Origin of the sequence: Nocardioides albertanoniae (genome assembly GCF_006716315.1) — a bacterium.
In the GTDB taxonomy this organism is placed as follows: Bacteria; Actinomycetota; Actinomycetes; order Propionibacteriales; family Nocardioidaceae; genus Nocardioides; species Nocardioides albertanoniae.
Genome location: NZ_VFOV01000001.1, coordinates 2,833,847 through 2,853,063, shown reverse-complemented (window position 1 = coordinate 2,853,063; position 19,217 = coordinate 2,833,847). Strand labels below are relative to the sequence as shown.

The 19,217-nt window shown below is 67.9% G+C and carries 21 protein-coding genes and 1 pseudogene; 6 read left to right on the top strand and 16 right to left on the bottom strand.

Annotated elements, in window-relative coordinates; all coding sequences use genetic code 11:
• Positions 1–12: 12 nt before the first annotated feature.
• Positions 13–540: a DUF6879 family protein gene (locus FB381_RS13675; protein WP_141780785.1), complete on the bottom strand. Its 528-nt coding sequence runs from the start codon at positions 538–540 to the stop codon at positions 13–15.
• A 5-nt stretch (positions 541–545) separates the two neighbouring features.
• Positions 546–764 carry a hypothetical protein gene (locus tag FB381_RS13670; protein WP_141780784.1) on the bottom strand — a complete coding sequence of 73 codons (219 nt, stop codon included), beginning with the start codon at positions 762–764 and terminating at the stop codon, positions 546–548.
• 229 nt (positions 765–993) lie between these two features.
• Between FB381_RS13670 and FB381_RS13665 the strand changes: the two genes are divergently transcribed.
• Entirely contained in the window at positions 994–1,713 is a 720-nt protein-coding gene (locus FB381_RS13665) for a TetR/AcrR family transcriptional regulator (protein WP_141780783.1), read from the top strand.
• A gap of 74 nt (positions 1,714–1,787) precedes the next feature.
• Here FB381_RS13665 and FB381_RS13660 read toward each other — a convergent pair whose 3' ends face one another.
• Positions 1,788–2,177 (bottom strand): heavy metal-responsive transcriptional regulator, encoded by a 390-nt coding sequence (locus tag FB381_RS13660; protein WP_006246584.1) that lies wholly within the window; start codon positions 2,175–2,177, stop codon positions 1,788–1,790.
• Between the two features lie 106 nt (positions 2,178–2,283).
• On the opposite strand from FB381_RS13660, the gene merA reads away from it, so the two are divergent.
• The 5 genes from merA to FB381_RS13635 are packed head-to-tail and all read left to right on the top strand — an operon-like array spanning position 2,284 to position 6,143.
• The gene (gene merA / locus FB381_RS13655) at positions 2,284–3,708 is read left to right on the top strand and encodes a mercury(II) reductase (protein WP_141780782.1); all 1,425 of its coding nucleotides are present in this window, start codon (positions 2,284–2,286) and stop codon (positions 3,706–3,708) included.
• A 47-nt stretch (positions 3,709–3,755) separates the two neighbouring features.
• The gene (gene merB, locus FB381_RS13650; RefSeq protein WP_141780781.1) at positions 3,756–4,415 is read left to right on the top strand and encodes an organomercurial lyase MerB; all 660 of its coding nucleotides are present in this window, start codon (positions 3,756–3,758) and stop codon (positions 4,413–4,415) included.
• A gap of 19 nt (positions 4,416–4,434) precedes the next feature.
• Complete coding sequence (locus tag FB381_RS13645; RefSeq protein WP_246088104.1) at positions 4,435–4,740, top strand: hypothetical protein; 306 nt, start codon at positions 4,435–4,437, stop codon at positions 4,738–4,740.
• Entirely contained in the window at positions 4,737–5,261 is a 525-nt protein-coding gene (locus FB381_RS13640; RefSeq protein WP_141780780.1) for a TlpA family protein disulfide reductase, read from the top strand. Before FB381_RS13645 ends, FB381_RS13640 begins: the two co-directional genes overlap by 4 nt.
• Positions 5,262–5,264: 3 nt before the next feature.
• On the top strand, positions 5,265–6,143 hold the full coding sequence (locus FB381_RS13635; RefSeq protein ID WP_141780779.1) for a cytochrome c biogenesis CcdA family protein: 879 nt from the start codon (positions 5,265–5,267) through the stop codon (positions 6,141–6,143).
• A 48-nt stretch (positions 6,144–6,191) separates the two neighbouring features.
• Here the strand turns inward: FB381_RS13635 and istB are convergent, their stop codons facing one another.
• The 13 genes and pseudogenes from istB to FB381_RS24275 form a co-directional block, all read right to left on the bottom strand.
• Entirely contained in the window at positions 6,192–7,001 is an 810-nt protein-coding gene (istB, locus tag FB381_RS13630; protein WP_141780778.1) for an IS21-like element helper ATPase IstB, read from the bottom strand.
• Positions 6,998–8,715 (bottom strand): annotated as a pseudogene (gene istA, locus FB381_RS13625) (IS21 family transposase). The gene istB and the pseudogene istA overlap by 4 nt, the downstream one beginning before the upstream one ends.
• A gap of 302 nt (positions 8,716–9,017) precedes the next feature.
• Positions 9,018–12,194: a LysM peptidoglycan-binding domain-containing protein gene (locus FB381_RS13620; RefSeq protein ID WP_141780777.1), complete on the bottom strand. Its 3,177-nt coding sequence runs from the start codon at positions 12,192–12,194 to the stop codon at positions 9,018–9,020.
• Positions 12,191–12,613: a TadE/TadG family type IV pilus assembly protein gene (locus tag FB381_RS13615; protein WP_141780776.1), complete on the bottom strand. Its 423-nt coding sequence runs from the start codon at positions 12,611–12,613 to the stop codon at positions 12,191–12,193. The genes FB381_RS13620 and FB381_RS13615 overlap by 4 nt, the downstream gene beginning before the upstream one ends.
• Positions 12,610–13,047: a TadE/TadG family type IV pilus assembly protein gene (locus tag FB381_RS13610; protein ID WP_141780775.1), complete on the bottom strand. Its 438-nt coding sequence runs from the start codon at positions 13,045–13,047 to the stop codon at positions 12,610–12,612. Before FB381_RS13610 ends, FB381_RS13615 begins: the two co-directional genes overlap by 4 nt.
• The gene (locus tag FB381_RS13605; protein ID WP_141780774.1) at positions 13,044–13,448 is read right to left on the bottom strand and encodes a TadE family protein; all 405 of its coding nucleotides are present in this window, start codon (positions 13,446–13,448) and stop codon (positions 13,044–13,046) included. Before FB381_RS13605 ends, FB381_RS13610 begins: the two co-directional genes overlap by 4 nt.
• Positions 13,426–13,635, bottom strand: a complete 210-nt coding sequence (locus FB381_RS13600; protein ID WP_218861830.1) for a hypothetical protein — start codon at positions 13,633–13,635, stop codon at positions 13,426–13,428. The genes FB381_RS13605 and FB381_RS13600 overlap by 23 nt, the downstream gene beginning before the upstream one ends.
• Positions 13,636–13,680: 45 nt before the next feature.
• Positions 13,681–14,577 (bottom strand): type II secretion system F family protein, encoded by an 897-nt coding sequence (locus FB381_RS13595; protein ID WP_141780773.1) that lies wholly within the window; start codon positions 14,575–14,577, stop codon positions 13,681–13,683.
• Positions 14,574–15,290 carry a type II secretion system F family protein gene (locus tag FB381_RS13590; protein WP_246088102.1) on the bottom strand — a complete coding sequence of 239 codons (717 nt, stop codon included), beginning with the start codon at positions 15,288–15,290 and terminating at the stop codon, positions 14,574–14,576. Before FB381_RS13590 ends, FB381_RS13595 begins: the two co-directional genes overlap by 4 nt.
• A 152-nt stretch (positions 15,291–15,442) precedes the next feature.
• Positions 15,443–16,960 carry a TadA family conjugal transfer-associated ATPase gene (locus FB381_RS13585; RefSeq protein ID WP_141780771.1) on the bottom strand — a complete coding sequence of 506 codons (1,518 nt, stop codon included), beginning with the start codon at positions 16,958–16,960 and terminating at the stop codon, positions 15,443–15,445.
• Positions 16,957–17,502, bottom strand: coding sequence for a hypothetical protein (locus FB381_RS13580; RefSeq protein WP_246088101.1), 546 nt, complete (start codon positions 17,500–17,502; stop codon positions 16,957–16,959). Before FB381_RS13580 ends, FB381_RS13585 begins: the two co-directional genes overlap by 4 nt.
• A gap of 221 nt (positions 17,503–17,723) precedes the next feature.
• Positions 17,724–18,383 (bottom strand): SAF domain-containing protein, encoded by a 660-nt coding sequence (locus tag FB381_RS13575; RefSeq protein ID WP_141780769.1) that lies wholly within the window; start codon positions 18,381–18,383, stop codon positions 17,724–17,726.
• A gap of 27 nt (positions 18,384–18,410) precedes the next feature.
• A complete protein-coding gene (locus FB381_RS24275) occupies positions 18,411–18,878 on the bottom strand; it encodes a hypothetical protein (RefSeq protein WP_246088100.1) in 468 nt (155 codons plus the stop codon).
• Positions 18,879–19,217: the final 339 nt, after the last annotated feature.

Here is a 19,217-nt window from a genome sequence, read left to right as displayed (position 1 = left end):
TGGTCGTGCAAATTATGCGTCCTTGCGACGATAGCCATTCAACGGCACGGAGAGGCCAAGGGCGGTGTCGCGCCACTTTCGGTAGGTGTCGATCAAGTCAGGGTCCTGGACCTCCTTGACGCCCAGAAAGCGACCCTCGTTGTCGTAGTCCATTGCCCACGCCGACTGACTGGGCTGGCCGTCGTCGAGCAGCCAGAAGTCTGTGCCCTGGGGGAGGTCCTCTGGCCAGTCGCCGGCTGGAACCGACAGTAGGCGGATGTCTTCTCCGGCCTCGTGGTTGCGGACGTACTCGGCGATCTCGTAGCGAACGTAGTCGGTGAGCGGCACCTCGACGACGTGGACCCGTTGCAGAGACCGGCCGGCGGCCACATGCCCGGCGATCATCTCCCGCCACCCAACATCACCGGGCGAGTCGAGCCGCCCGGTGCGCAGGAACTCGGCGAAGGACTCGTGCTCTTCCTTGACGTCGTAGGCCTGGAGCGTCTCCAGGCGGAACCACGAGGTGGTCAGGTTCTGGAACGCGGATCCGAGGTCTGCCACGCCGATCAGGCCCTCCCCTCGAGGGCTCGAGCCGCCTGGAGGATCACCTCGGTCGGGATGGTGACGGCGTCCTCATGGTCGGGCATGCCGACAAGCTCGGTGCGGGTGGCGTCCTCGAGCTTGATGCCCTGGACGACAACGACCGAAGGGTCGTCGGTCGTGTGGACCGAGGGGCAGTTGCCACCGTTGCAGTCGTTACTGACAGCGATACGTGTGAGAGCCATGCCGAGTGCCTCCGTTGTTGTGTGCCCGCCCGAGGTGCTTCGGGGTGGCGTTGGGCTATCCATCATGGTCGCAAGACATGCGTGTTCGCAAGGGTTCCTTGAACGTAATGCGTGCAAGGTCCTTGTAATAGAATGAATATTATTGAAGACTGGGAGAACCCGGGGTCCCGAATGGTTGGCTCCGATCGGTGGCCCCGGGATCCATCCACCACATCTGCGACGGAGCAACATGAGTTCCGCAGCCTCCAACAATCGCCGTCCGGGCCCGGGCCGTCCCCGACACATTCCGGCCTCCGACACCCACGCAGACCCGCGTGACCAGATCCTCGCCGTCTCCGCTCGCCTGTTCGTCGGCCAGGGCTACGCCGGCACCTCCACCCGCGACATCGCCGAAGCGGTCGGGATCCGACAAGCGAGCCTCTACTACCACTTCGCCGGCAAGCCCGGGATCCTCGCCGAGCTTCTCGAGATGACCGTGCGGCCGGCGCTGGACAGGGTCGGCGACCTGGCCCGGATCGAGAGCCCGGAGGCAGCGCTCTACCTCCTCGCTTTTCACGACGCCGAATCTCTTGCCACGCTCATGCACAACATTGGGATGTTGCCCGCATGCCCCGACGTCTCCCAGACGCCCGAAGCTCGGGAGTACGCCGCTGCGCGTGGCCAACTGCGGGAGGCGTACGGGTCGCTCGGCATCTCGTGTGGATCGCAGGCGGTGACAGACACAGTCGCCATGCTCCAACTGGGTGAGTTGATCCTGAATGCTGTCGAGAGCGTCATCGGCACGCGTGCCTCCGGCGACACGGTGACCAACAAGGAGCTCCACGGCGTTGCGGTCTCCAGCCTCCGTATCTGCGGGGTGCCCCAGGCGCAGATCGAGGTTGCGGCAAAGGTGGCAGTTGCCGCGGTGGGGCAGATGTGGCTGTGTCAACCCGATCTGGGACCACGATGACGGTCTGACTCGGACCCACCTGGCACCGGCTAATCACGCCCTTGGTCTCGGTGGTCACTGCCGATTGGCGAGGGCTATAGGTATCTGCAGACCTGATCGGGGCTACAGGTTTCGGGCTCTGGGAGGGCTGCATCGTCGCGGAGCGCAGCCACGTTGTCGCGAAGTGTTGTGAGGTCGGCGATCTGCGCGTCGATGTCGGCAAGGCGCGCGTCCAGCAGGTCACGTACGTGGCCGCAGGGAGCTTGGCCGTGGTCGCGGATGTCGAGGATCTGCTTGATCTGGGCGAGGGTGAGCCCGGCCGCTTGGCCGCGGTGGACGAAGTCGATCCGGCTGACCGCGTCGGGGGTGTAGTCGCGGTAGCCGGCCGGTGTGCGTTCGGCCGGGGGCAGCAGCCCTTGCTCTTCGTAAAACCGCAGGGTCTTGGTGGTCGTGCCTGCCGCCTCGGCGAGTTCTCCGATCCGCATCCCGGCCTCCATCGTGTCGCAGGTCTCGCTTGACCTTCCCCTGTACTGGAAGGTCCATTGTGGCTGCATCAGAAGCGTTTCCCAACACACTCGGTGAGGAATCGGGATGCAGACCAGGTACGACCTCGCGATCATCGGATCCGGCGGCGGTGCGTTCGCCGCGGCCATTCGCGCGACCACGCTGGGCAAGTCGGTGGTGATGGTCGAGCGCGACACGTTCGGCGGCACGTGTGTGAACACCGGCTGCGTGCCGTCCAAGGCACTGATCGCAGCCGCGGAGGTCCGGCACGTCGCCGCGGACGCGTCGAAGCGGTTCCCGGGCATCGCCGCTGCCGCCGACCCGGTGGACATGCCGGCCCTGATCGGCGGAAAGCAGGATCTCGTCGAGGCCCTGCGGGGTGAGAAGTACGTCGACGTCGCCGACTCCTACGGTTGGGAGATCCGCCGCGGCAACGCCGCGTTCGCCGGCACTCCGGATTCGCCCCTGCTCGAGGTCGCCGCGGCGGATGGCAGCGTCGAGACCATCGCGGCCGAGCACTACCTGGTGGCCACCGGCTCCCGGCCCTGGACCCCGCCGATCGACGGACTGGACGAGGCCGGGTACCTGACCTCGACCACAGCGATGGAGCTCGCCGAGGTCCCCGACTCTCTGCTCGTCCTCGGCGGCGGCTACGTGGCGCTGGAGCAGGCCCAGATGTTCGCCCGGATCGGGTCGAAGGTGACCCTGCTGGTTCGCTCCCGGCTGGCGTCGCAGGAGGAGCCGGAAGTCTCCAAGACACTTCAGGAGGTCTTCGCCGACGAGGGCATCCGGGTGGTCCGCCGCGCGGTCCCGACCCGCGCGACCCGCGACGCGGCCACCGGCCAGGTGGCCGTCACAGCGGACGTCTCCGGTGGCGAGCAGGAGTTCCGCGCCGACCAGCTCCTCGTCGCGCTCGGCCGCCGGCCGGTCACCGACGGGCTCAACCTCAACGCGGTCGAGGTTAAAACTGGCGAGGTCGGTGAGATCGTGGTCACCGACCAGCTGCAGTCCTCCAACCCCCGGATCTGGGCGGCCGGAGACGTGACCGGGCAGCCCGAGTTCGTCTACGTCGCCGCCCACCACGGCACCCTGGTCGCCGAGAACGCCTTCACCGACGCCGAGAAGTCCGTGGACTACATGCGGCTGCCGCGGGTCACGTTCACCAGTCCCGCGATCGGCGCAGTCGGGATGACTGAGGCCCAAGTCCTCGCGGCCGGGATCCGCTGCGACTGCCGCGTGCTACCGCTGGAATACGTGCCCCGGGCGCTGGTCAACCGGGACACGCGCGGCTTCATCAAGATGGTCGCCAACGCAGACACCGGCGAGATCCTCGGCCTGACAGCGGTCGCCAAGGACGCCGGCGAGCTCGCCGCCGCGGGCGTGCACATCCTCGGCAAGACCATCGCCGAGGTCGCCGACGCCTGGGCGCCCTACCTGACCATGGCCGAGGGCATCCGGATCGTTGCCAAGGCCTTCACCACCGACGTCTCGAAGCTGTCCTGCTGCGCCTGACCAGCACCCACACAGCGCCCACCCCACTCCTGAAGGAGGCATCCGCCATGTCGGACCTCAGCACGCAACTACCCCAACGACTCACCCGACCCGAGGAGACCGGCCTCAACGCAGGCCTGCTGGTCCCGCTGCTGCGACTGCTCGTCGACGGCGACCCCGTCGCCGTCGAGCAACTCGCCGCGGCCGCCGGACGTCCGATCGACGAGGTACGGCGTGGGCTCGCCGCGGTGCCGGACACCGAGTACGACGACCAGGGCCGGATCATCGGCCAGGGCCTCACCCTGCGCCCCACCCCGCACCGGTTCATCGTGGCCGGTGAGGAGCTCTACACCTGGTGTGCGCTGGACACCCTGATCTTCCCCGCCCTGCTGGACCGCCCGGCACGCGTGGAGTCGGCCTCCCCGGTCAGCGGCGAGCCGGTTCGGGTCAACGTCGACCCCACACAAGGTGCAACCAGCGTCGATCCGCCCACCGCGGTGGTGTCGCTGGTGAACCCGGAGCAGATCACCTCGATCCGTTCCTCCTTCTGCAGCCAGGTGCACTACTTCACCTCCGCCGAGGACGCCGCGGGCTGGCTGGCCGAGCACCCCGTCGCGGAGGTGGTCCCGGTGGCCGAGGCATACCGGATCGGGGCCGCCCTCACCATCGGCCTGCTCAACCGCCTCCAGGCGCCCGCCGCGGCCGACGACAGCCACAGCTGCTGCTGACCCATACCCACTGAAGGGAATGAGAACACCGATGATGTCCAACCACGACGACCGCCCGGGAGGCAGCGGCCTGCTCCTCGGAGCCGGCGCCGCGCTGCTCATGGTCGCCTGTTGCGCCCTGCCCCCCATCCTCATCGCCGGTGGCGCGATCGCCGGTATCGGCGCGTTCCTCCGCAACCCGTGGGTCATCGGCGCCGGGATCGCCCTGGCGATCCTCGCGCTGATTGCCATCTCCCGCCGCGGCGGCGACACCGCCGGCCACGGCTGCTGCCCGCCCATGCCCACCAACGAAAACGTCGACCCGAAGGACGAGCAGAACCGATGAGAATCACCCGCCGCCACCGCGCCGCGCTCTCGATCGCCGCCGTACTCGCCGCCGGATCGCTTGCCCTGACCGCCTGCGGCAACAGTGCCGACCCCGCGACCGCCGGTTCCGGTTCACCCGCCACCGTGACCAGCGTCGATGGCCAGCAGATCAGCCTGCCCGCAAACGGGAAGCCCACCACGGTGTTCTTCTTCTCCGTCGGGTGCGGCGAATGCGTGAACGGCGTCCGGTCCCTCGGCGAGGCAGCCACCACCGCCGAGAACGCCGGCACCGTGGCAAGCTTCCTCGCCGTCGACATGGACCCCGGCGAATCCAAGGCCCTGATCGGCGACTTCATGGAGTCCGTCGACGCCGAACACGTACCGGCCGCAATCGACGATGGCGCGGCACTCTCCCGGCGATTCGAGGTGGCCGCTCTGTCCACCCTGATCGTCGTCGACGCCGACGGCACGGTGACCTTCCGCGCCACCGACCCCGACGCCGCGACGATCACCGCCGAACTGGCAAAGGCCGGAGCCTGATCCATGGGCGGACTGCTCACCCTCGCCTTCGCGGCCGGCATGGTCGCGCCCGTGAACCCGTGCGGGTTCGCGCTACTCCCGGCCTGGATCACCCACACCCTCGGCGACACCGATGCCTCAACGGTCCCGGTGCGGCTGCTGCGGGCGCTGCGGGCCGGTCTCGTGTTGGCGGTGGGGTTCGCCGGCACCCTCGCGGCAGCTGGCCTGGTAGTCAGCGCCGGCGCCCGAGGGCTGATTCGCGCCGCGCCGTCGCTCGGCCTGGCCGTCGGCATCCTGCTGGTGGTTCTCGGCCTGTGGATGCTAGCCGGACGCTCGGTCTCGGTGCGGGTGCCTCGGATCCCCGGCCGGGCAGCCGCGGGACTCCCACCCACTGCCCGGATGGCTGCGTTTGGGGTCGGCTACGCGCTGGCTTCGCTGTCGTGCACGTTCGGGGTGATCCTCGCGGTCATCGCGCAGGCGCAGGCCACCGCCAGCTATGCCGGGCTCCTGCTCGTCTTCGGTGTCTACGCTGCTGGCTCGGCGACCGTCCTGCTGCTGCTCGCCCTGGCCACCGCCGCGGCAGGCAGCGGACTCACCCGCCACGTCGCGCGATTGGCCCGTCATGGCCCAAGGGTCACCGCTGTCGTCCTGTTGCTCACCGGCGCCTATCTGGCCTGGTACTGGTATCCGGCGGCCACCAGCGACGCCCCGGTCGCCGCGGGTCGTGGTGGCGGACTCACTGACGTCTCCGCGGTGGTCTCCAGCTGGATCCAGACACGGACGACACTCATCGGCGCGCTCGCCGCCGCGTCTGTGCTGGTAGTGCTGGCGCTCGGGGTTCTCCAGCGACGCCGCCGGATCCTTCAGGGGCGCCCGATGACCACGCGGGACAGCACGCAGTGACAGCCCACCGGGTGCGGCGTGCGCACGAAGCAGGCTCGGTTGATTGCGTCACCGCGACGCGTTCCCTGACCGGGTCGACGCCAGCCGGTAGGAGTCGGTACCAGTTTCGATGATGTTGCCGCCGAAGGTGAGGCGGTCGACGATGGCCGCGCACAGGCGCGGGTCCGTGAAGGTCTTGGTCCAGCCGGCGAAGCCCTCGTTGGACGCGATTGCCACGCTGTTCTTCTCCTCTCGCTCGGTGAGGACCTGGAAGAGGAGTTCGGCGCCGCGGCGGTCCAGTTCCATGTAGCCGAGCTCGTCAATGCAGAGCAGGTCGACGCGGCCGTAACGAGCGATCGTGCGGGCCAACTGCTTCTCATCGGCTGCTTCTACAAGCTCGTTCACCAGCCTCGTGGCGAGGGTGTACTTTACCCGGAATCCCTTTTCCGCGGCTGCGGTCCCCAGGCCGATGAGCAGGTGAGACTTGCCGGTGCCGGAATCCCCGATCAGGCACAGCGGCTGGCCCTTCCGCACCCACTCGCCGGTCGCCAACTGGTGGATGGTGGCGGGGATGATGTTCGAGTTGGCGTCGAAGTCGAAGTCCGCGAGGAACTTGCTCCGCGGGAACCCGGCGCCGTTCACGCGCCGGATGGTGGACCGACGGTCGCGGTCGTCGCACTCGGCCAGGAGCAGCTCGGCGAGGAATCCGGTGTAGGTCAACTGGTCCTTGTTCGCCGCCGCGACCGCGTCGCCAAGCAGGGCCCGCATGGTCGGGAGCCGGAGCCTCCGGCAGGCCTGGTCGACCGCCGCTACGGCGGCTTCCTCGGTCAGGCCGCGGCGGCGGCGCAAGGTGGTTGTCACGCTGGTGACTGTGCTCATCGGGGTGCTCCGCTCTCATAGGGACTCATCGGGTCGGGGTGGTGGTCGGTGCCGGTGCGGCGGCCGAGCAGTTGCTGGTATTTCTCCATCGACGGCAGCGGCCGGGTGTCGGGCGGGAGGCCGGCGATGACCGCGGCCGGGTCGAGCAGCAGGCGTTCGGTGAGGGACACGACCTTCCGGCTGCGCTTGGTGTCGACATCTCGTCGTTCGCCATCGCTGCGCTGCGCAACGGGATGACGGTCTGAACTGGCCCCGGTGGGCGCTGCGCGGGTGGTGTGCAGGCGTGCTTCGACCGCGACCACGTCAGCTGAGACTGCACCGACGCTCACTGCGGCGAGCAGCCCGGCTTCGACTTCGTCGGCGGCCATGGCGCGGTGCAGTAGGAGCACGTCGATCAGTTCCCGGGTGCCGACCGCATCCCCGAGCCGCTTGCGGGCGTTCGCCCAGAACGCCTCATGCGCAGGCGTGAACGCCCCCGATTCGCGGGCCTGCGCCAACGCGGTGGAGCCTGGCAATGCGCCCGGCTTACCCTTGAGCACCTCGAGGTAGTGGTCGAGGTTCACCGACTGGCCACCCCTTGTGATGACGCGGGGGTGCCGGGCGATCTGGAGTCGGCCGTCGAACACGACGACTTCGGATGCGCGCAAGGAGACGCGGACGCGGCGGTGGATGAACCGCGCCGGGACGGAGTACCGGGCCATGCGGACGGTGATCATCGCGGAGCGGTCGACCATCGGGTTCAGCATCAGCCCGGGGTCGAACCCCTCGACCGGGAGCGGCGCGAGGTTCTCGCGTTCGGTCGCGAAGTCCTCGCCGACGGTCCGGATCCGCGACGAGATCCGTCGGCGGTCGTCGGCGGCGTCCAAGGCACGGACCTTCTCGTTCAGCTCGTCGAGCGAGTCGACGACGGGCATGGGCACGAGGTGCTGGCGGCGGAACCGGCCGACGTCGCCTTCCACGCCGCCCTTCTCATGTGCCCCGGCGATGCCCGGCTGGCAGTAGAACGCGTCGAACCCGAAGTGGGAGCGGAACAGCACCCAGCGGTCGTTCTCTACCCGCTCACGACCGCGCGCGTTGACGACCCGGGTGACTGCGGCGGTGAGGTTGTCGTACCGGACGTGCCGGGTGGGGATGCCGCCGATCTCGTTGAACGCGGCGATGTGGCCCTCGAGGAACGCCTCTTGGCCTTGGGTGGCGTAGATCCGGTGCACCGCCTTCCCGGAGTAACTCAACCTGAATGTGAAGAGGAAGACCTTCGTCTTCACCCCGGCCAGGATGACGTAGAGCTCGCCGAAGTCGACTTCTGCTTCTGCGCCTGGTGCGTGCTCCTGGGGATCATGACTTCGACCCGGCGGCCAGCTTCGAGGCCGATCTGCGTGCGGCGGATGCGGACGTAGTCGCGAACCGTCGAGTACGACACCTCAATGGCGTCGTGTTCCTCGATGAGGCGGACGTGGATCCGGCGGGCGGTGTGCCGTTGCTTCCGCGGCGCCTCAAGGTCGGCGCGGAGCATGTCGTCGATGGCCGACTTGAACGGATCCAACCGGGGCGAGGAACGCACCGGGGTCTTCCGCGGCGGTGGTTCCGCGGACGTGAGGGCCTGGCGAACGGTGCCGCGTCCGACTTGGTGCTTGCGTGCGAGCGCTCGGATCGACATGCCCTCGACCCGGGCGTCCCGACGGATCGCAGCGAACAGTTCCACACGCACCCTCATCCCGAAACCCACTTCCGGTGCCGCGAGGACCGCTGGATGCGGGTCCTCCTGACGCCACGGAAGTGGGTCCAGATCAAGCCGTCACGACGCCACGCCGAAGCCCGGGTGGGTCCGAATCAGACCGTCACACTGGTCCCGAATCAGACTGTCACCGCCAGAGCAGATGTATCGGGAGCGTTGAGGGTGGCGGCATGAAGGACTATCTGCAAGTTCTTGTTGGGCGGGCTGCCTGCGGCATGAGTGGAGAGCGCCTATTCGAGGCTGATGTTTCGGTGGATGGTTGTGCTGAACTCGCACCCTGGTCAAGAACCGCGCCGGCCGTCCCCGCGGATCCAGCCGGCATCGGTAGCGACTGCCCTCGTTCTGGCGGACTCTTCGATCGGGCCTTGGTGATCATCGGTGCGATTGAAAATCTCCTGCCGCACGATCTCCTCGGCGCCACTGATGTCTCCGATGGCATCTTTGACGCGGGCGAGGTCGAGGCGGCAGATCTCGTCGTAGGGGGACGCCTTGGTGGCGATCTGGACGGTGACGAGAGCGAGGTTGGTGTCGTGCTTCTCCAAGGCGTGGGCGGTGACGATGTGGGCGGTGTCGACGATGGCGCATTGGGCGATGTCGTTGGTGCGTAGGTCGTTGAGCCAGGCCCATCCGGCGGGGCGTAGGTGGGTGAAGGGTTCGCCCGTGACGAGGTCGAGGGCGGCGATGAGGTCTTCGATGCCGTCGGCACCGCGGCGTTGACCGCGGGCGCGGAGTCGTTTGAAGAGATCCCAGTCGGTGAGGACGCCATCGACCCGGTAGAGGGACGAGCCGCGGGAGCCGGTGGCGTCGGTCGTGTCGGCTTTGGGCAGGTGGAGTTCGCCGGTGTCTGGGTTGGTGCCGAGCCACTTGCGTACCTCTGCGATGTCGGTGCGCAGGCGCTGGATCTTGAGGCCGAAGTCTTCGGCCATCTGGGCGCCGGTGACACCCTGCGGGTGGAGGACGAGGTACGTCAGGAGCTCGAGGTAGAACGGGCGTCGCCGGGCCACTGCTTTGTGGTCGCCGTGGGTTCGGGCGGCCAGCGGGCCGAGGAGGGTGAGGCGGGGGTAGGGGCAGTCATCGTCATACCAGGTGTCGACGGTGCCGTTGAGGCTCGCGTCATCGTCTTCGGCGGTGCCTCCGGCACCTTCCTTCTCGGACGCGGCAGCAGGATCCGCAGGCGTGTTCAGATCGGTGGGCTCAGCGTCCGCCGACAGGTCTGGACGTGGGTGGGTCGTGACGGGAGCCAGCTGATCGATGTCGTCGGTCGTGGTGGCCGCGGCTGCGACGTACTGCTTGGTTTCCTTTGGGAGGAGTGAACCGGGTCCTGCTGGTTGGTCGATGGGGCGCGCTTCGGTCTGCTCGGGGACGAGTGCGCCGGCCTCGTCGGTGGTGGCCTTCCGGCCGTTCGCGTTCTTGGAGGTGGGCAACGTGATGTTGTCGGGGACCGGGTCGAGAGCGAAGAGGGTGGCACAGGCGGCTGCTTCGGATTCGGTGAGCCCGGCCGCGGTCAGGTCGAGGTCCAGGACGGTCAGGTGGAGGCGTCCGTCGTGGGTGAGTGCGATGGGGGTGCTTCCTGGTGGGATGGTGTCTGCGAGGAGAAGGACAGTGGCGCCGGATCGGGAGGGGTACGCCGCGATGATCTCGGCCACCTGCTGGGCCAGGTCGGCGTGGTCGCTGGTCGCGATGACGGCGTGGTAGGTGTCGATCTCTGAATGAGCGAACTTGGGGTCGAGCACTTGGGCGAGCTCAGTTACGAAGCGGTCGTCGTGGGCCGGGTGGTGGTTGGCCCCGCCCTGGTCGCCTCCTGAGAGGTCGTCGCACCAGAAGGTGACCTCAGAGGCCACGCCGAAGGTGTCGACGGTGGCGACGATCGACCAGGGGTTGAAGGCGAGCTCGGCGCTCACGTACCTCGCGAACGCCGCCCTCCTGGCAGGCTCACCGGTGACGGCGACGTAGGAGTGTTCCTCGAGATTAAGCAGGACATGGTCGCCGCTGTTGTTGGAGCCGATCCCGACGAGGAGGGGGTAAGGGCAGGAGTACTCGGGATCGGATGGGTTCTCTGGCAGCGGGGCCATCCAGATCTTTCCGTCACCGGTCCAGGGGTCTGGAAGGTGCGCGCTCTCCGTTAGGTGCAGGGTCGCGGTGCGTTTCCCGAGGGCGACCCAGCTCAGCGTTGGCATCGAGTCCTCCGTCTTCTCGAGCGTTTCGAGAAGGTGGTTGAGGCCAAGGATGTTCGGGCCGGTGACGCTGCCGGCGAACTGAGCGGTCTTGGCCACGTCGGTGATCTCTGGGGGAGTGGAGAGGATGTGGCCCGGGCGGCGGAAGCGGAGCGCGGTGCGTCGGTAGGAGCGCAGCGCGAGGAAGACCAGGCCGGCGAGGACCGCGCCGGCACCGGTGAGCCCGGGGAGCACCCAGGCTGGAGTGTGTGAGGCGTTGTCACTCGCGTCGTCGGGTGCTTGTGTTGCCGGGACGGGTGAGGGGGATGTCGAAGGTGACGTCTGTGGTGATGTCTCAGGGGTGGGGGACTTCGATGGGGTCGGCGAGATCGGAGGCGGTGCTGCGGGAGGCCCCCCTTTCCTGACCTGGGGTTTCGTTGTCGTGGGGAGCTGCAGCGTCCAGCCTGGGCGGATCAGGTCGGGATCGGTCAACCGAGCGCCGTCGGGCTGAACCGTGTTGGTGGAGGCGTTGAAGATCTGGGTGTATCTCTCGGCATCCCCCAATTCCTCCTCGGCGATCTCCGAGAGAGTGTCACCCGGTTCAACGACGTAAGTGTCGTCGCCGGCGTCGGTGTTCTCGGCCGGTTTCGCGGGAGCGGGAAGGCGAAGGATGAGACCTGCTTCGAGGTAGTCGGGATTCTTCGAGAGGACGTACGTGTTCAAGGCTGCGATCTCCTTGAACCGCTCGCCGCTGCCCAGGTGCTTTTCGGCGATCCGCCACAGGCTGTCGCCGCGTTTGACGGTGTAGGCCACGGTCTCGCCGGAGGCTGTCGCCTTTGGGGTGGGCTGCGCGGCAGTCGGGTTGCGTGGTTCGGGTGGCTCGTCGCCCGAAGGGTCGCTGACCAGTTGAACCGGCACGTCCTGAGGGACGTATGCATCCGCCGGGGGCGAAGTCATCGTCTGCGTCACTGCGGGTGCGCTGATGAACAGAAGCGCGGCGGAGGCGACGAGATGGTTCGCTGCACCCTGAGGAAGGCTGAGACCCGGCAGGCGAGGGACCCGGATCCCTCGCAGCATCGATGCAATGGACACGAAGACCGAGATAGTGAACAGCGCCCAGCAGACCCAGCACGCGACGTAGATGACCGCGAGCGCCACGGTGCCGTCGTCGCGGTCCTGGAGCCGGTCCCAGGTGAAGGCGCTGAAGTCAGGCAGCGACCGGGCATAGACAAGGAAGATTGGACCGCCCATCACGAAGACCGCGAGGGCGAGGGTGGCGGCGAGTCCGCGGAGCCTGGTGATCATCGCTGGTTACCTCCGAGGCTGCGTACGAGGTGGCCGGTCGCTTCGCCATGGACCGTGACCCTGGTGATACCGATGATCCCGAGGAATTTGGTGCGGTAGGTGTCGCGGGTCTCGACGACGATCCGGTCGCCGTTACTGATCGAGACCGTGCCCCGCATGCCGGCGGCGGAGAGGTACGCCTGGGCTGCCTGGCGTGCGGCACTGGTGTCGATCCGGGCGTACCGGCCCTGGACCGCGGGTGCCGCCTGCACTTCCTGGGCGCCGGTGCGCGCTGCCTGGGCGGCGACATCGTGGGCTCGCTGCTGGGCGTGAACCTGCCCACCGAGGTCGACGGCCAGCCCGACAAGAGTGGCCATGACGAAGGCTCCGGTCGCCATCCAGGCTGTGACCGAACCGCGCTCATCGCGGAGGTGATTCATCGTGAATCACCTCGCTCCCGCCAGGTGTCAACTGGCGAGGACATCGTGGCCCGAATCGTGCGACTCCCTGGCACGGGCGCGGACAGGTCGGTCAGATCCAGGCGACAGGTGACGGTGGCGGCCACCGCGCCCGGCTCTCCGACGGCTGTCTGGAATGCCCGGGTGTCGATTCGAACCGAGACCGTACGACAGTTGATTCCTTGGCTCTTGAGGCTCGCTCGTGCCGCGTCGGTCGCGGTTCGCGTCGCGTCGGAGGAGGACCGGGCGATCGAAGCCGTACGCGCGGCCTCCGCTGCGGCCGACTGCACCGACTCGTGCGCGACGGCCATACGTCCACCGAAGATGATCAGGCCGACGAAGAGACCGAAGGCAGGTACGCCGATGGCTGCCTCGATCGCGGAGGATCCACGCTCATCTCGTCGTCTCGAGGTCATGGCGCAGTGAGCCTTTCGACGGTCACGCTCGCAGACTGCCGAACTCGAGGCTGCCACCCGGGCAATACGCTCAGGCTCCGCCCGGTGACTGTCGCTGTGGCTGTTGTCCCGGTTCGGGTGACGTTGACGCGGCTCGACTTCAGTGCGTCTCCGCCGACGTCGGCGAGATAGGCGCGAGCCGATCGCCTGCCATCGGTTGAGGTCGCGCCCTCTGCGCCGGCCGCTCGGGCACCCTCTTGTGCAGCGGCGATCGCGATCGTGCGGGCGTGGTAATAGAGCGCGGCCTGCATTCCGAGGAACATGACCGCGAACAGGGCGGGTAGCAGAATGACGAGCTCGATCGAGGCGGCGCCTCGTTCGTTGCGAGCCCGGCGGTGCCTATCTGATCTTGTTGGACTCATTGGTGACGAAGGTCCTGATCGCGGCGACGACGATGGCGACGATCGCGATCACGGCGACGGCCCACAGGACGTTCTCGATGGTCACCGAGCCGCGCTCGTCGCGCCGCCGGCGACCCTCGATGGCCACGTCCAGATGGTGCTGGCCGATCAGGATGAGTCCGAGGATGAAGGTGATGAGTCGGTGCATGAGGAGATATCTCGTTTCGTGTGTCGGTGAGCCCTTTCGTACGTCTCAGGTGGGCATGACCATCCGGAGCAGTGATGGAGCCAGGAGCAGCCCCATGAAGACCACCCCGAGCAGTGAGCCGGGGATGGACATACGTTCACCGACGGCGTTGGCCTCGGTGATCTCGTCGTTGAGCATGGCGGTGCGCATCGCCGCGGAGCGGGCGCGCAGGGTCGAGTAGACCGACGCGCCCTCTTCACCGGAGAGACGCATGATGTCGGCGAAGTCATCGAGCTCGGGAAGGCCGAGTTCCTCCGACAACGCGTGGAGCGCTTCCCAGGGTGGTAGGCCGGACCAGCGTGAGCGGGTGAGCTCCTCGGTCAGCCGGGTGAAGACCCACGAGTCGCCGATCTCGGCAGCGGCCTCCATGGCCTGGCGTACACCAGATCCGTTGTTGCGCTCGAGCGCGACCAGCTCGGTATAGGCCCCCAATGCCCGGGTGAACTCGAGCCGCGCTGCACGGGCATCGTCGAGCGCGTTGTAGTTCGGAATGAAGAACATCACCACGGCAAGAGCAACCGAACCGATGGCAGGGATTGCGACGGGGAGCCCGAGGCCGATGAGTGAGAGGAAGACTGCGAACACGGGCGCGATGACCAGCCCGAGTGCCGCGAAGATGATCTTCTCGCCGTAGAACCGAGCCAGCGAGAGCCGTAGGAGCGCGAGCTCGCGTGTTGGCGTACGCACCCAGATCGCCGGCGGGAGAGCGCGGATCGCCCAGGTGCCGAGCCGTTCTGTCCGGTTCGCCGGAGTCGCAACCGCCCTGGTTGGTGCCGCCTTGGCAGTGAGCCGGTCAAGCGCGTCGACCGGATCGGGATGCGCCGGCAGTACGCGGGCCAGGAGCAGCACGATGCCGAGCCCGATCAGCGCGCCGGAGGCCATCATGATCTGCAGACCGGTCATGACAGCTCAGCCTTCGCGAGCTCGCGGCGGTTGCCGAGGATTCGGGGCGGCGGCCTGCCCTCAGCCATCCGGCGCATCCACACCAGCAGCGCGGCGTAGGCAGCGAGCAGGATGGTCAGGATGATTTGGCCGAGCGGGGTGGAGTACGGCTCGACGTAGCCGCCGGAGAGCGCCAGGACCAGCAGCACGGTGGCACTGATGATCGTCACCCACCGCGCGGTCGCGCGCGGCTTGGCGCGGTCGGCCTCGACCTGACGCCGAGCGCGTACGTCGGCAGCGACCGACTCGGCCAGCGAGTCGAGCACGGCCGAGAGACCAGCCCCACGACGCCGGGAACCCAGGATGAGGTTCGCCGCGACCAGGTCGCCGGTGGCGTCATCGAGCTCATCGGCGAAGGCCCGGAGCGCATCCTCAGTGCGCCACCGGGCACGCAGGCGAGCTGCGAGGCGCCCGACCTCGCCGGCGATAGGCGCTGGAGTGGAGCGCAGCGTGGCGATGAGGGCCTGTTCCAGGCCGGCCCCGACGGTGAGTACGCCCGAGAGGGACCTGGACCACTCCTCGAGTGCTTCGAGGCGGGCGATGCGTGCCTTGGCGGGCGAGGTGGCCAAGAGGTAAGGGAGTCCGATGACCGCCGCCGGGCCGATGATGAGAGCTAGCAGCCAGCCGGTCACCAGCCAGCCGAGCACGCCGGCCATGAACCCGCCAGCGAGCAATAGGCGAGTCTGGCGGGGGAGTGACTGAATCCGGTTCAACGACCTCGACCGGGTCGGGACGCGCTCGACGACCGGCGCGCGGCGAAGGCCGGCGGTGAGGCCTATGGCCCCGGCGACGATGAGCGCTCCGGAGATCGCGGGAATGAGCGGCGTCATGAGACACCGTCCGGGCGGTAGGGAGTCTGCGTCGCGAGGTACCCGGCATAGTCGAACCCGTACGCGGCGAGGGCACGATACCTGTCCGGAAGGGTCGTAGGCGTTGCCATCCCGGTGGCGGGGTCTGTGGTGAAGACGGGGGTCGTGGCGTACCCGAGCTCGTGCTCGCCGGGCTCGACCGCGACGATCTCTGCGACTCGGCGGGTGCGCTGCCACTCGCCGTCGGCAATCTGGGTGGTGTGCAGTTCCAGGTGGACGATCAGGCGCAGGGTTGCGGCGAGCTTGGCGGTGGCCAGCGTGTGAGTGACGTGAGGCCCGGCCTCCATGGCGCAGGTGACCAGCTTGCGCAGGGCCGCGACGCCATCGGAGGCGTGAGTGGTCGAGATCGAGCCGGGGCCGGACTCCATCGCTTTGATCATCGGCCAGACCTCCTTGCCTCGGACCTCGCCGACGATCTGGCGCGACAGGTTGAACCGGAAGGAGTCATACAGCGCCTCGTCCAGGGTGAACTCACCAGCCTGGCGTCCGTCGGGGCCGTACTCGCCCGAGCCCGGTCGGGCCTCCCACGGGTAGACGATCGGGTGCTGGGTCTTGAGCTTGTGCAGGTACAGCTCGTACTCGGTCTCGAAGGTGCCGAGCACCTCGCGTGGCGGGATCTCGTTGCACAGCGCACGGACGACGGTTGTCTTGCCAGCTCCCTGGACCCCTGAGACGACGATCGACTCCCGGGCTCTGACGGCGGCGCGGAGGAACGAGGCCGCGACAGGGGTGAGCATCTGCATGTCCACCAAGTCATCGAGGGTGACTTCGACCATGCGGTGCAGGCGGATCACCATGGAGGGTCGAGGCATCCGCCAGGCCACGGCGGCGAGGCGGGCGTACTCACCCAAGGTCAGATGCAACGTCGGTCGCGCCGGCGAGAACGGCCGCGAGGACCCTTCGCCTCGAGAGGAGAGGAACACGAGGAACTCGATCAGCTCCTCATCCGAATCCGCCACTGGTGGTCCGGCGAGGAGGGTCCCGTCGACGAGCTCGAGGAAGACCTCGTCACATCCGGTGACCAGGATGTTCTCGACATCCTCACGCTCTACCAACGGTTGCAGCCTGCCGAGTCGAAAGAGCGAGTCAAGCACCGCCTTGAAGACCGCGCGTTGCTTCGCCGCGGTCCAGGTCGGCGCGCCGACGTCCATGTCGTCCGCCATCGCGGCCTCGATCAGGTCCAGCACGATCGCCTTGGCCAGCTCCTCCTGCGACTCTTTGTCCAGACGTACGCCGTCAGCGGCCACCGCCTGGCTCAGCTGCTCCGAAGCCTGAGCACGGAGCGCAGCGACCAGCGACCAGTCAACCTCGACAGAACCGATACCAGTCTCGGAGGAAGCGAGCGGCCCGGACCCCACCCGGTGACCGTTCCGCGGTGCCGTTGATGTCGGCATGGTCCGTTGCGGCGCGAACAGCGGCAACCGGTTCGGATCTGGCGGCTCGATGTTGCTCGTCCGCGGACGGTGGTCGTTCATCGAGTCACCTCCTCGATCAGCTGGGCGCGACTGCGGGCGACGCACGCCTGGATGACTTCTGTCAGTGCGATCAGTGAGCGGACGTACGTCCCGTTCTCGAACTGCGCTGGAGCATGGGCACCGCGGTAGTAGACCGCCGCGGCCTCCGGCTCGTCCGGTAGAACTCCGATCACTGGTATGCCGATCACCCTGGCGACATCGGCCGCCTTGTAGGGCTGGCCCTCACCGATCAGGAGCGCGCCAGGGTTCCGCCATCCGGAGTCTTGGCGGCGTACCGTCGCCGACCACGTACGCGCCGCGGCCAGGGCCGGAAGCGGCGAGCGCGTCACCATCAAGGTCAGGTCCGCGGCATCGAGCAGCGGTTCCGGGTAACCGGGAAGCCCGAGCCGGCCGCCGTCCACGATCACATCCTGGCCCGTCGACTCCAAGGCAGCCAGCGCCTCGGCGAGCGGAGCCCAGAGATCTCGAAGGCCAGTTGCCTGTGCGTGATCGCGGATGCCAGCGACGATCGAGACCGAGGTGCCCTCCAGTCTCTGCGCCACCGTTGGTAGAGCGTCAGCGACACCGAGGGGACTCAGCGCCAGGTCGATCAAGGACAGCTCGGGTGCCCACGTACCGCGGAAGAATCCCGACAACACCCCGGCGGTTCCGGTCGGATCCGCGTCAACGAGTAAGACCGGGCGTGGCCAGGCCAACGCGAGCCCTAGACTCGTGGTCGTGACTCCAGGTGATCCGCCTGCCGACGCGAGCGCGATGACCGCCATCACTCGACCCCGGAGTCGAGCACGAGCGCCACGTTGCCGCTGGCAGCACGTGCTGCCAGCAGCGTCGCCTCGGCATGCGGCACCATCACGCTGACCACCAGCGTCCCATCCTCGCCGCGGTGGGACTCGACGACTTCCGCCTCGGAGAACTGCGGCGTACCGCTCGGCACCTCCTCGCCGACGGCCGGAGCGACCACGACCCGGACGAGATCCCCACTGCGAAGCGCCACCCCCGGCTCCTGCGCCGGAGTCAGCGCCACCCCGACCACCGACTTCCCCTCACCGGGCACCGGGTCATCCGTCGCAGCCTCAGCAGTGATCAGACCCCCGGACAAGATGTCGTACGCCGCTCGCTTGCCCACCACGTCATCCAGAGCATTCGCCGGAAGGGGAGCAAGAGCTGGGTCGGTGGTGATCCGCACCCGCTCGAGGTCGTCGTGCGTGATCAGCGCACCGCGAGGAATCGTTGTACGCGCCGCCAGCACCTCGACCGTGTCCGTGGTCGCCGCCCAGACCCACGTGCCTCCGAACGCGCCGAGCGCGATCGCGGCTGCGGCGGCGACCGATAGCCACGGCCGGCGGCGCAGCTTTGGCGGCGGCAACGCCTTCGGGCCCTCGGACGGCGTGGCTCGGTCGCTGCGTACTGTGGTGCTGGTCATCGGTGGTCCCTCTCCTGCTCACGGGCCTCAGCTCACGAGCACCTGCGCTTCCCCAACCGTGATGTCGACCGAACGGGCCAGGCCGCCCAGCCGGATCGTTCCGGTCTGTCCCGCGCCGGCCCAGGTGATCACCCAGTCCGAGGTCGCCGTCACGGTGTACTTCTCGCCGCGCTGGTGCGCGCTCGACTTCTCATAAACGTGGCCACAGTCCGGCGACTTCCGCTTCCCGAACCTCGGCTCGTACGGCGTCCCCGCGCTCCGGCACACGACCTGCGTGCCATCTCCCATGTCCCAGGTGATCTCATGCACCCGCGCCGTTGCAGACACCGTGATCCCACCGGCCGACGCTGATGCCGTCGCCGGACCGAACGTGGACGGACCCGGGTCGTTCACCCATAGCCACACCGGCATCCCGACCAGCCCGACGCGGTCCTCGCCGGCCTCCGGGGTGATCCCGATGTCGATGGCTCGAAGGTTCATCTTCTCGATCGCCATCAGCGCGACCTCACGTGGCGATGGTCCGGCCTCCGCAGCCTCTGGAGGTGTCTGGGACCAGAAGGTCACCAGCAGCGACGTCTGCGGCTGGTAGCAGTTGTAGACCGCGCCATCATCGGGTTCGTGTCCCTCCCAAGCAGGGTCACCCGGTGGGGGAGGAGGGTCATACGCCTCCACATAGCAGTTGCGGTCATTGCTCCAGGTGCCATAGGACGATGTGCACGGCACCGGACCAGCCGGTGGCCCGCCAACTCCTTGCTTGGCCGGGTCCCAGTAGCAACTGTTCCCCGAGCCGGAGTCCTTCGGTCCACTGGTCGACCCAGCCGGCTTCCCCTCACC

Coding starts and splice junctions, on each gene's coding strand:
- FB381_RS13610 (WP_141780775.1), bottom strand. CDS start 13,047: ATGACCTCGAGACGACGAGATGAGCGTGGATCCTCCGCGATCGAGGCA.
- FB381_RS13670 (WP_141780784.1), bottom strand. CDS start 764: ATGGCTCTCACACGTATCGCTGTCAGTAACGACTGCAACGGTGGCAAC.
- FB381_RS13620 (WP_141780777.1), bottom strand. CDS start 12,194: ATGATCACCAGGCTCCGCGGACTCGCCGCCACCCTCGCCCTCGCGGTC.
- FB381_RS13615 (WP_141780776.1), bottom strand. CDS start 12,613: ATGAATCACCTCCGCGATGAGCGCGGTTCGGTCACAGCCTGGATGGCG.
- FB381_RS13605 (WP_141780774.1), bottom strand. CDS start 13,448: ATGAGTCCAACAAGATCAGATAGGCACCGCCGGGCTCGCAACGAACGA.
- FB381_RS13645 (WP_246088104.1), top strand. CDS start 4,435: ATGAGAACACCGATGATGTCCAACCACGACGACCGCCCGGGAGGCAGC.
- FB381_RS13600 (WP_218861830.1), bottom strand. CDS start 13,635: ATGCACCGACTCATCACCTTCATCCTCGGACTCATCCTGATCGGCCAG.
- FB381_RS13660 (WP_006246584.1), bottom strand. CDS start 2,177: ATGCGGATCGGAGAACTCGCCGAGGCGGCAGGCACGACCACCAAGACC.
- FB381_RS13595 (WP_141780773.1), bottom strand. CDS start 14,577: ATGACCGGTCTGCAGATCATGATGGCCTCCGGCGCGCTGATCGGGCTC.
- merA (WP_141780782.1), top strand. CDS start 2,284: ATGCAGACCAGGTACGACCTCGCGATCATCGGATCCGGCGGCGGTGCG.
- FB381_RS13635 (WP_141780779.1), top strand. CDS start 5,265: ATGGGCGGACTGCTCACCCTCGCCTTCGCGGCCGGCATGGTCGCGCCC.
- merB (WP_141780781.1), top strand. CDS start 3,756: ATGTCGGACCTCAGCACGCAACTACCCCAACGACTCACCCGACCCGAG.
- FB381_RS13640 (WP_141780780.1), top strand. CDS start 4,737: ATGAGAATCACCCGCCGCCACCGCGCCGCGCTCTCGATCGCCGCCGTA.
- FB381_RS13575 (WP_141780769.1), bottom strand. CDS start 18,383: ATGACCAGCACCACAGTACGCAGCGACCGAGCCACGCCGTCCGAGGGC.
- FB381_RS13585 (WP_141780771.1), bottom strand. CDS start 16,960: ATGAACGACCACCGTCCGCGGACGAGCAACATCGAGCCGCCAGATCCG.
- FB381_RS24275 (WP_246088100.1), bottom strand. CDS start 18,878: ATGGCGATCGAGAAGATGAACCTTCGAGCCATCGACATCGGGATCACC.
- FB381_RS13665 (WP_141780783.1), top strand. CDS start 994: ATGAGTTCCGCAGCCTCCAACAATCGCCGTCCGGGCCCGGGCCGTCCC.
- istB (WP_141780778.1), bottom strand. CDS start 7,001: ATGAGCACAGTCACCAGCGTGACAACCACCTTGCGCCGCCGCCGCGGC.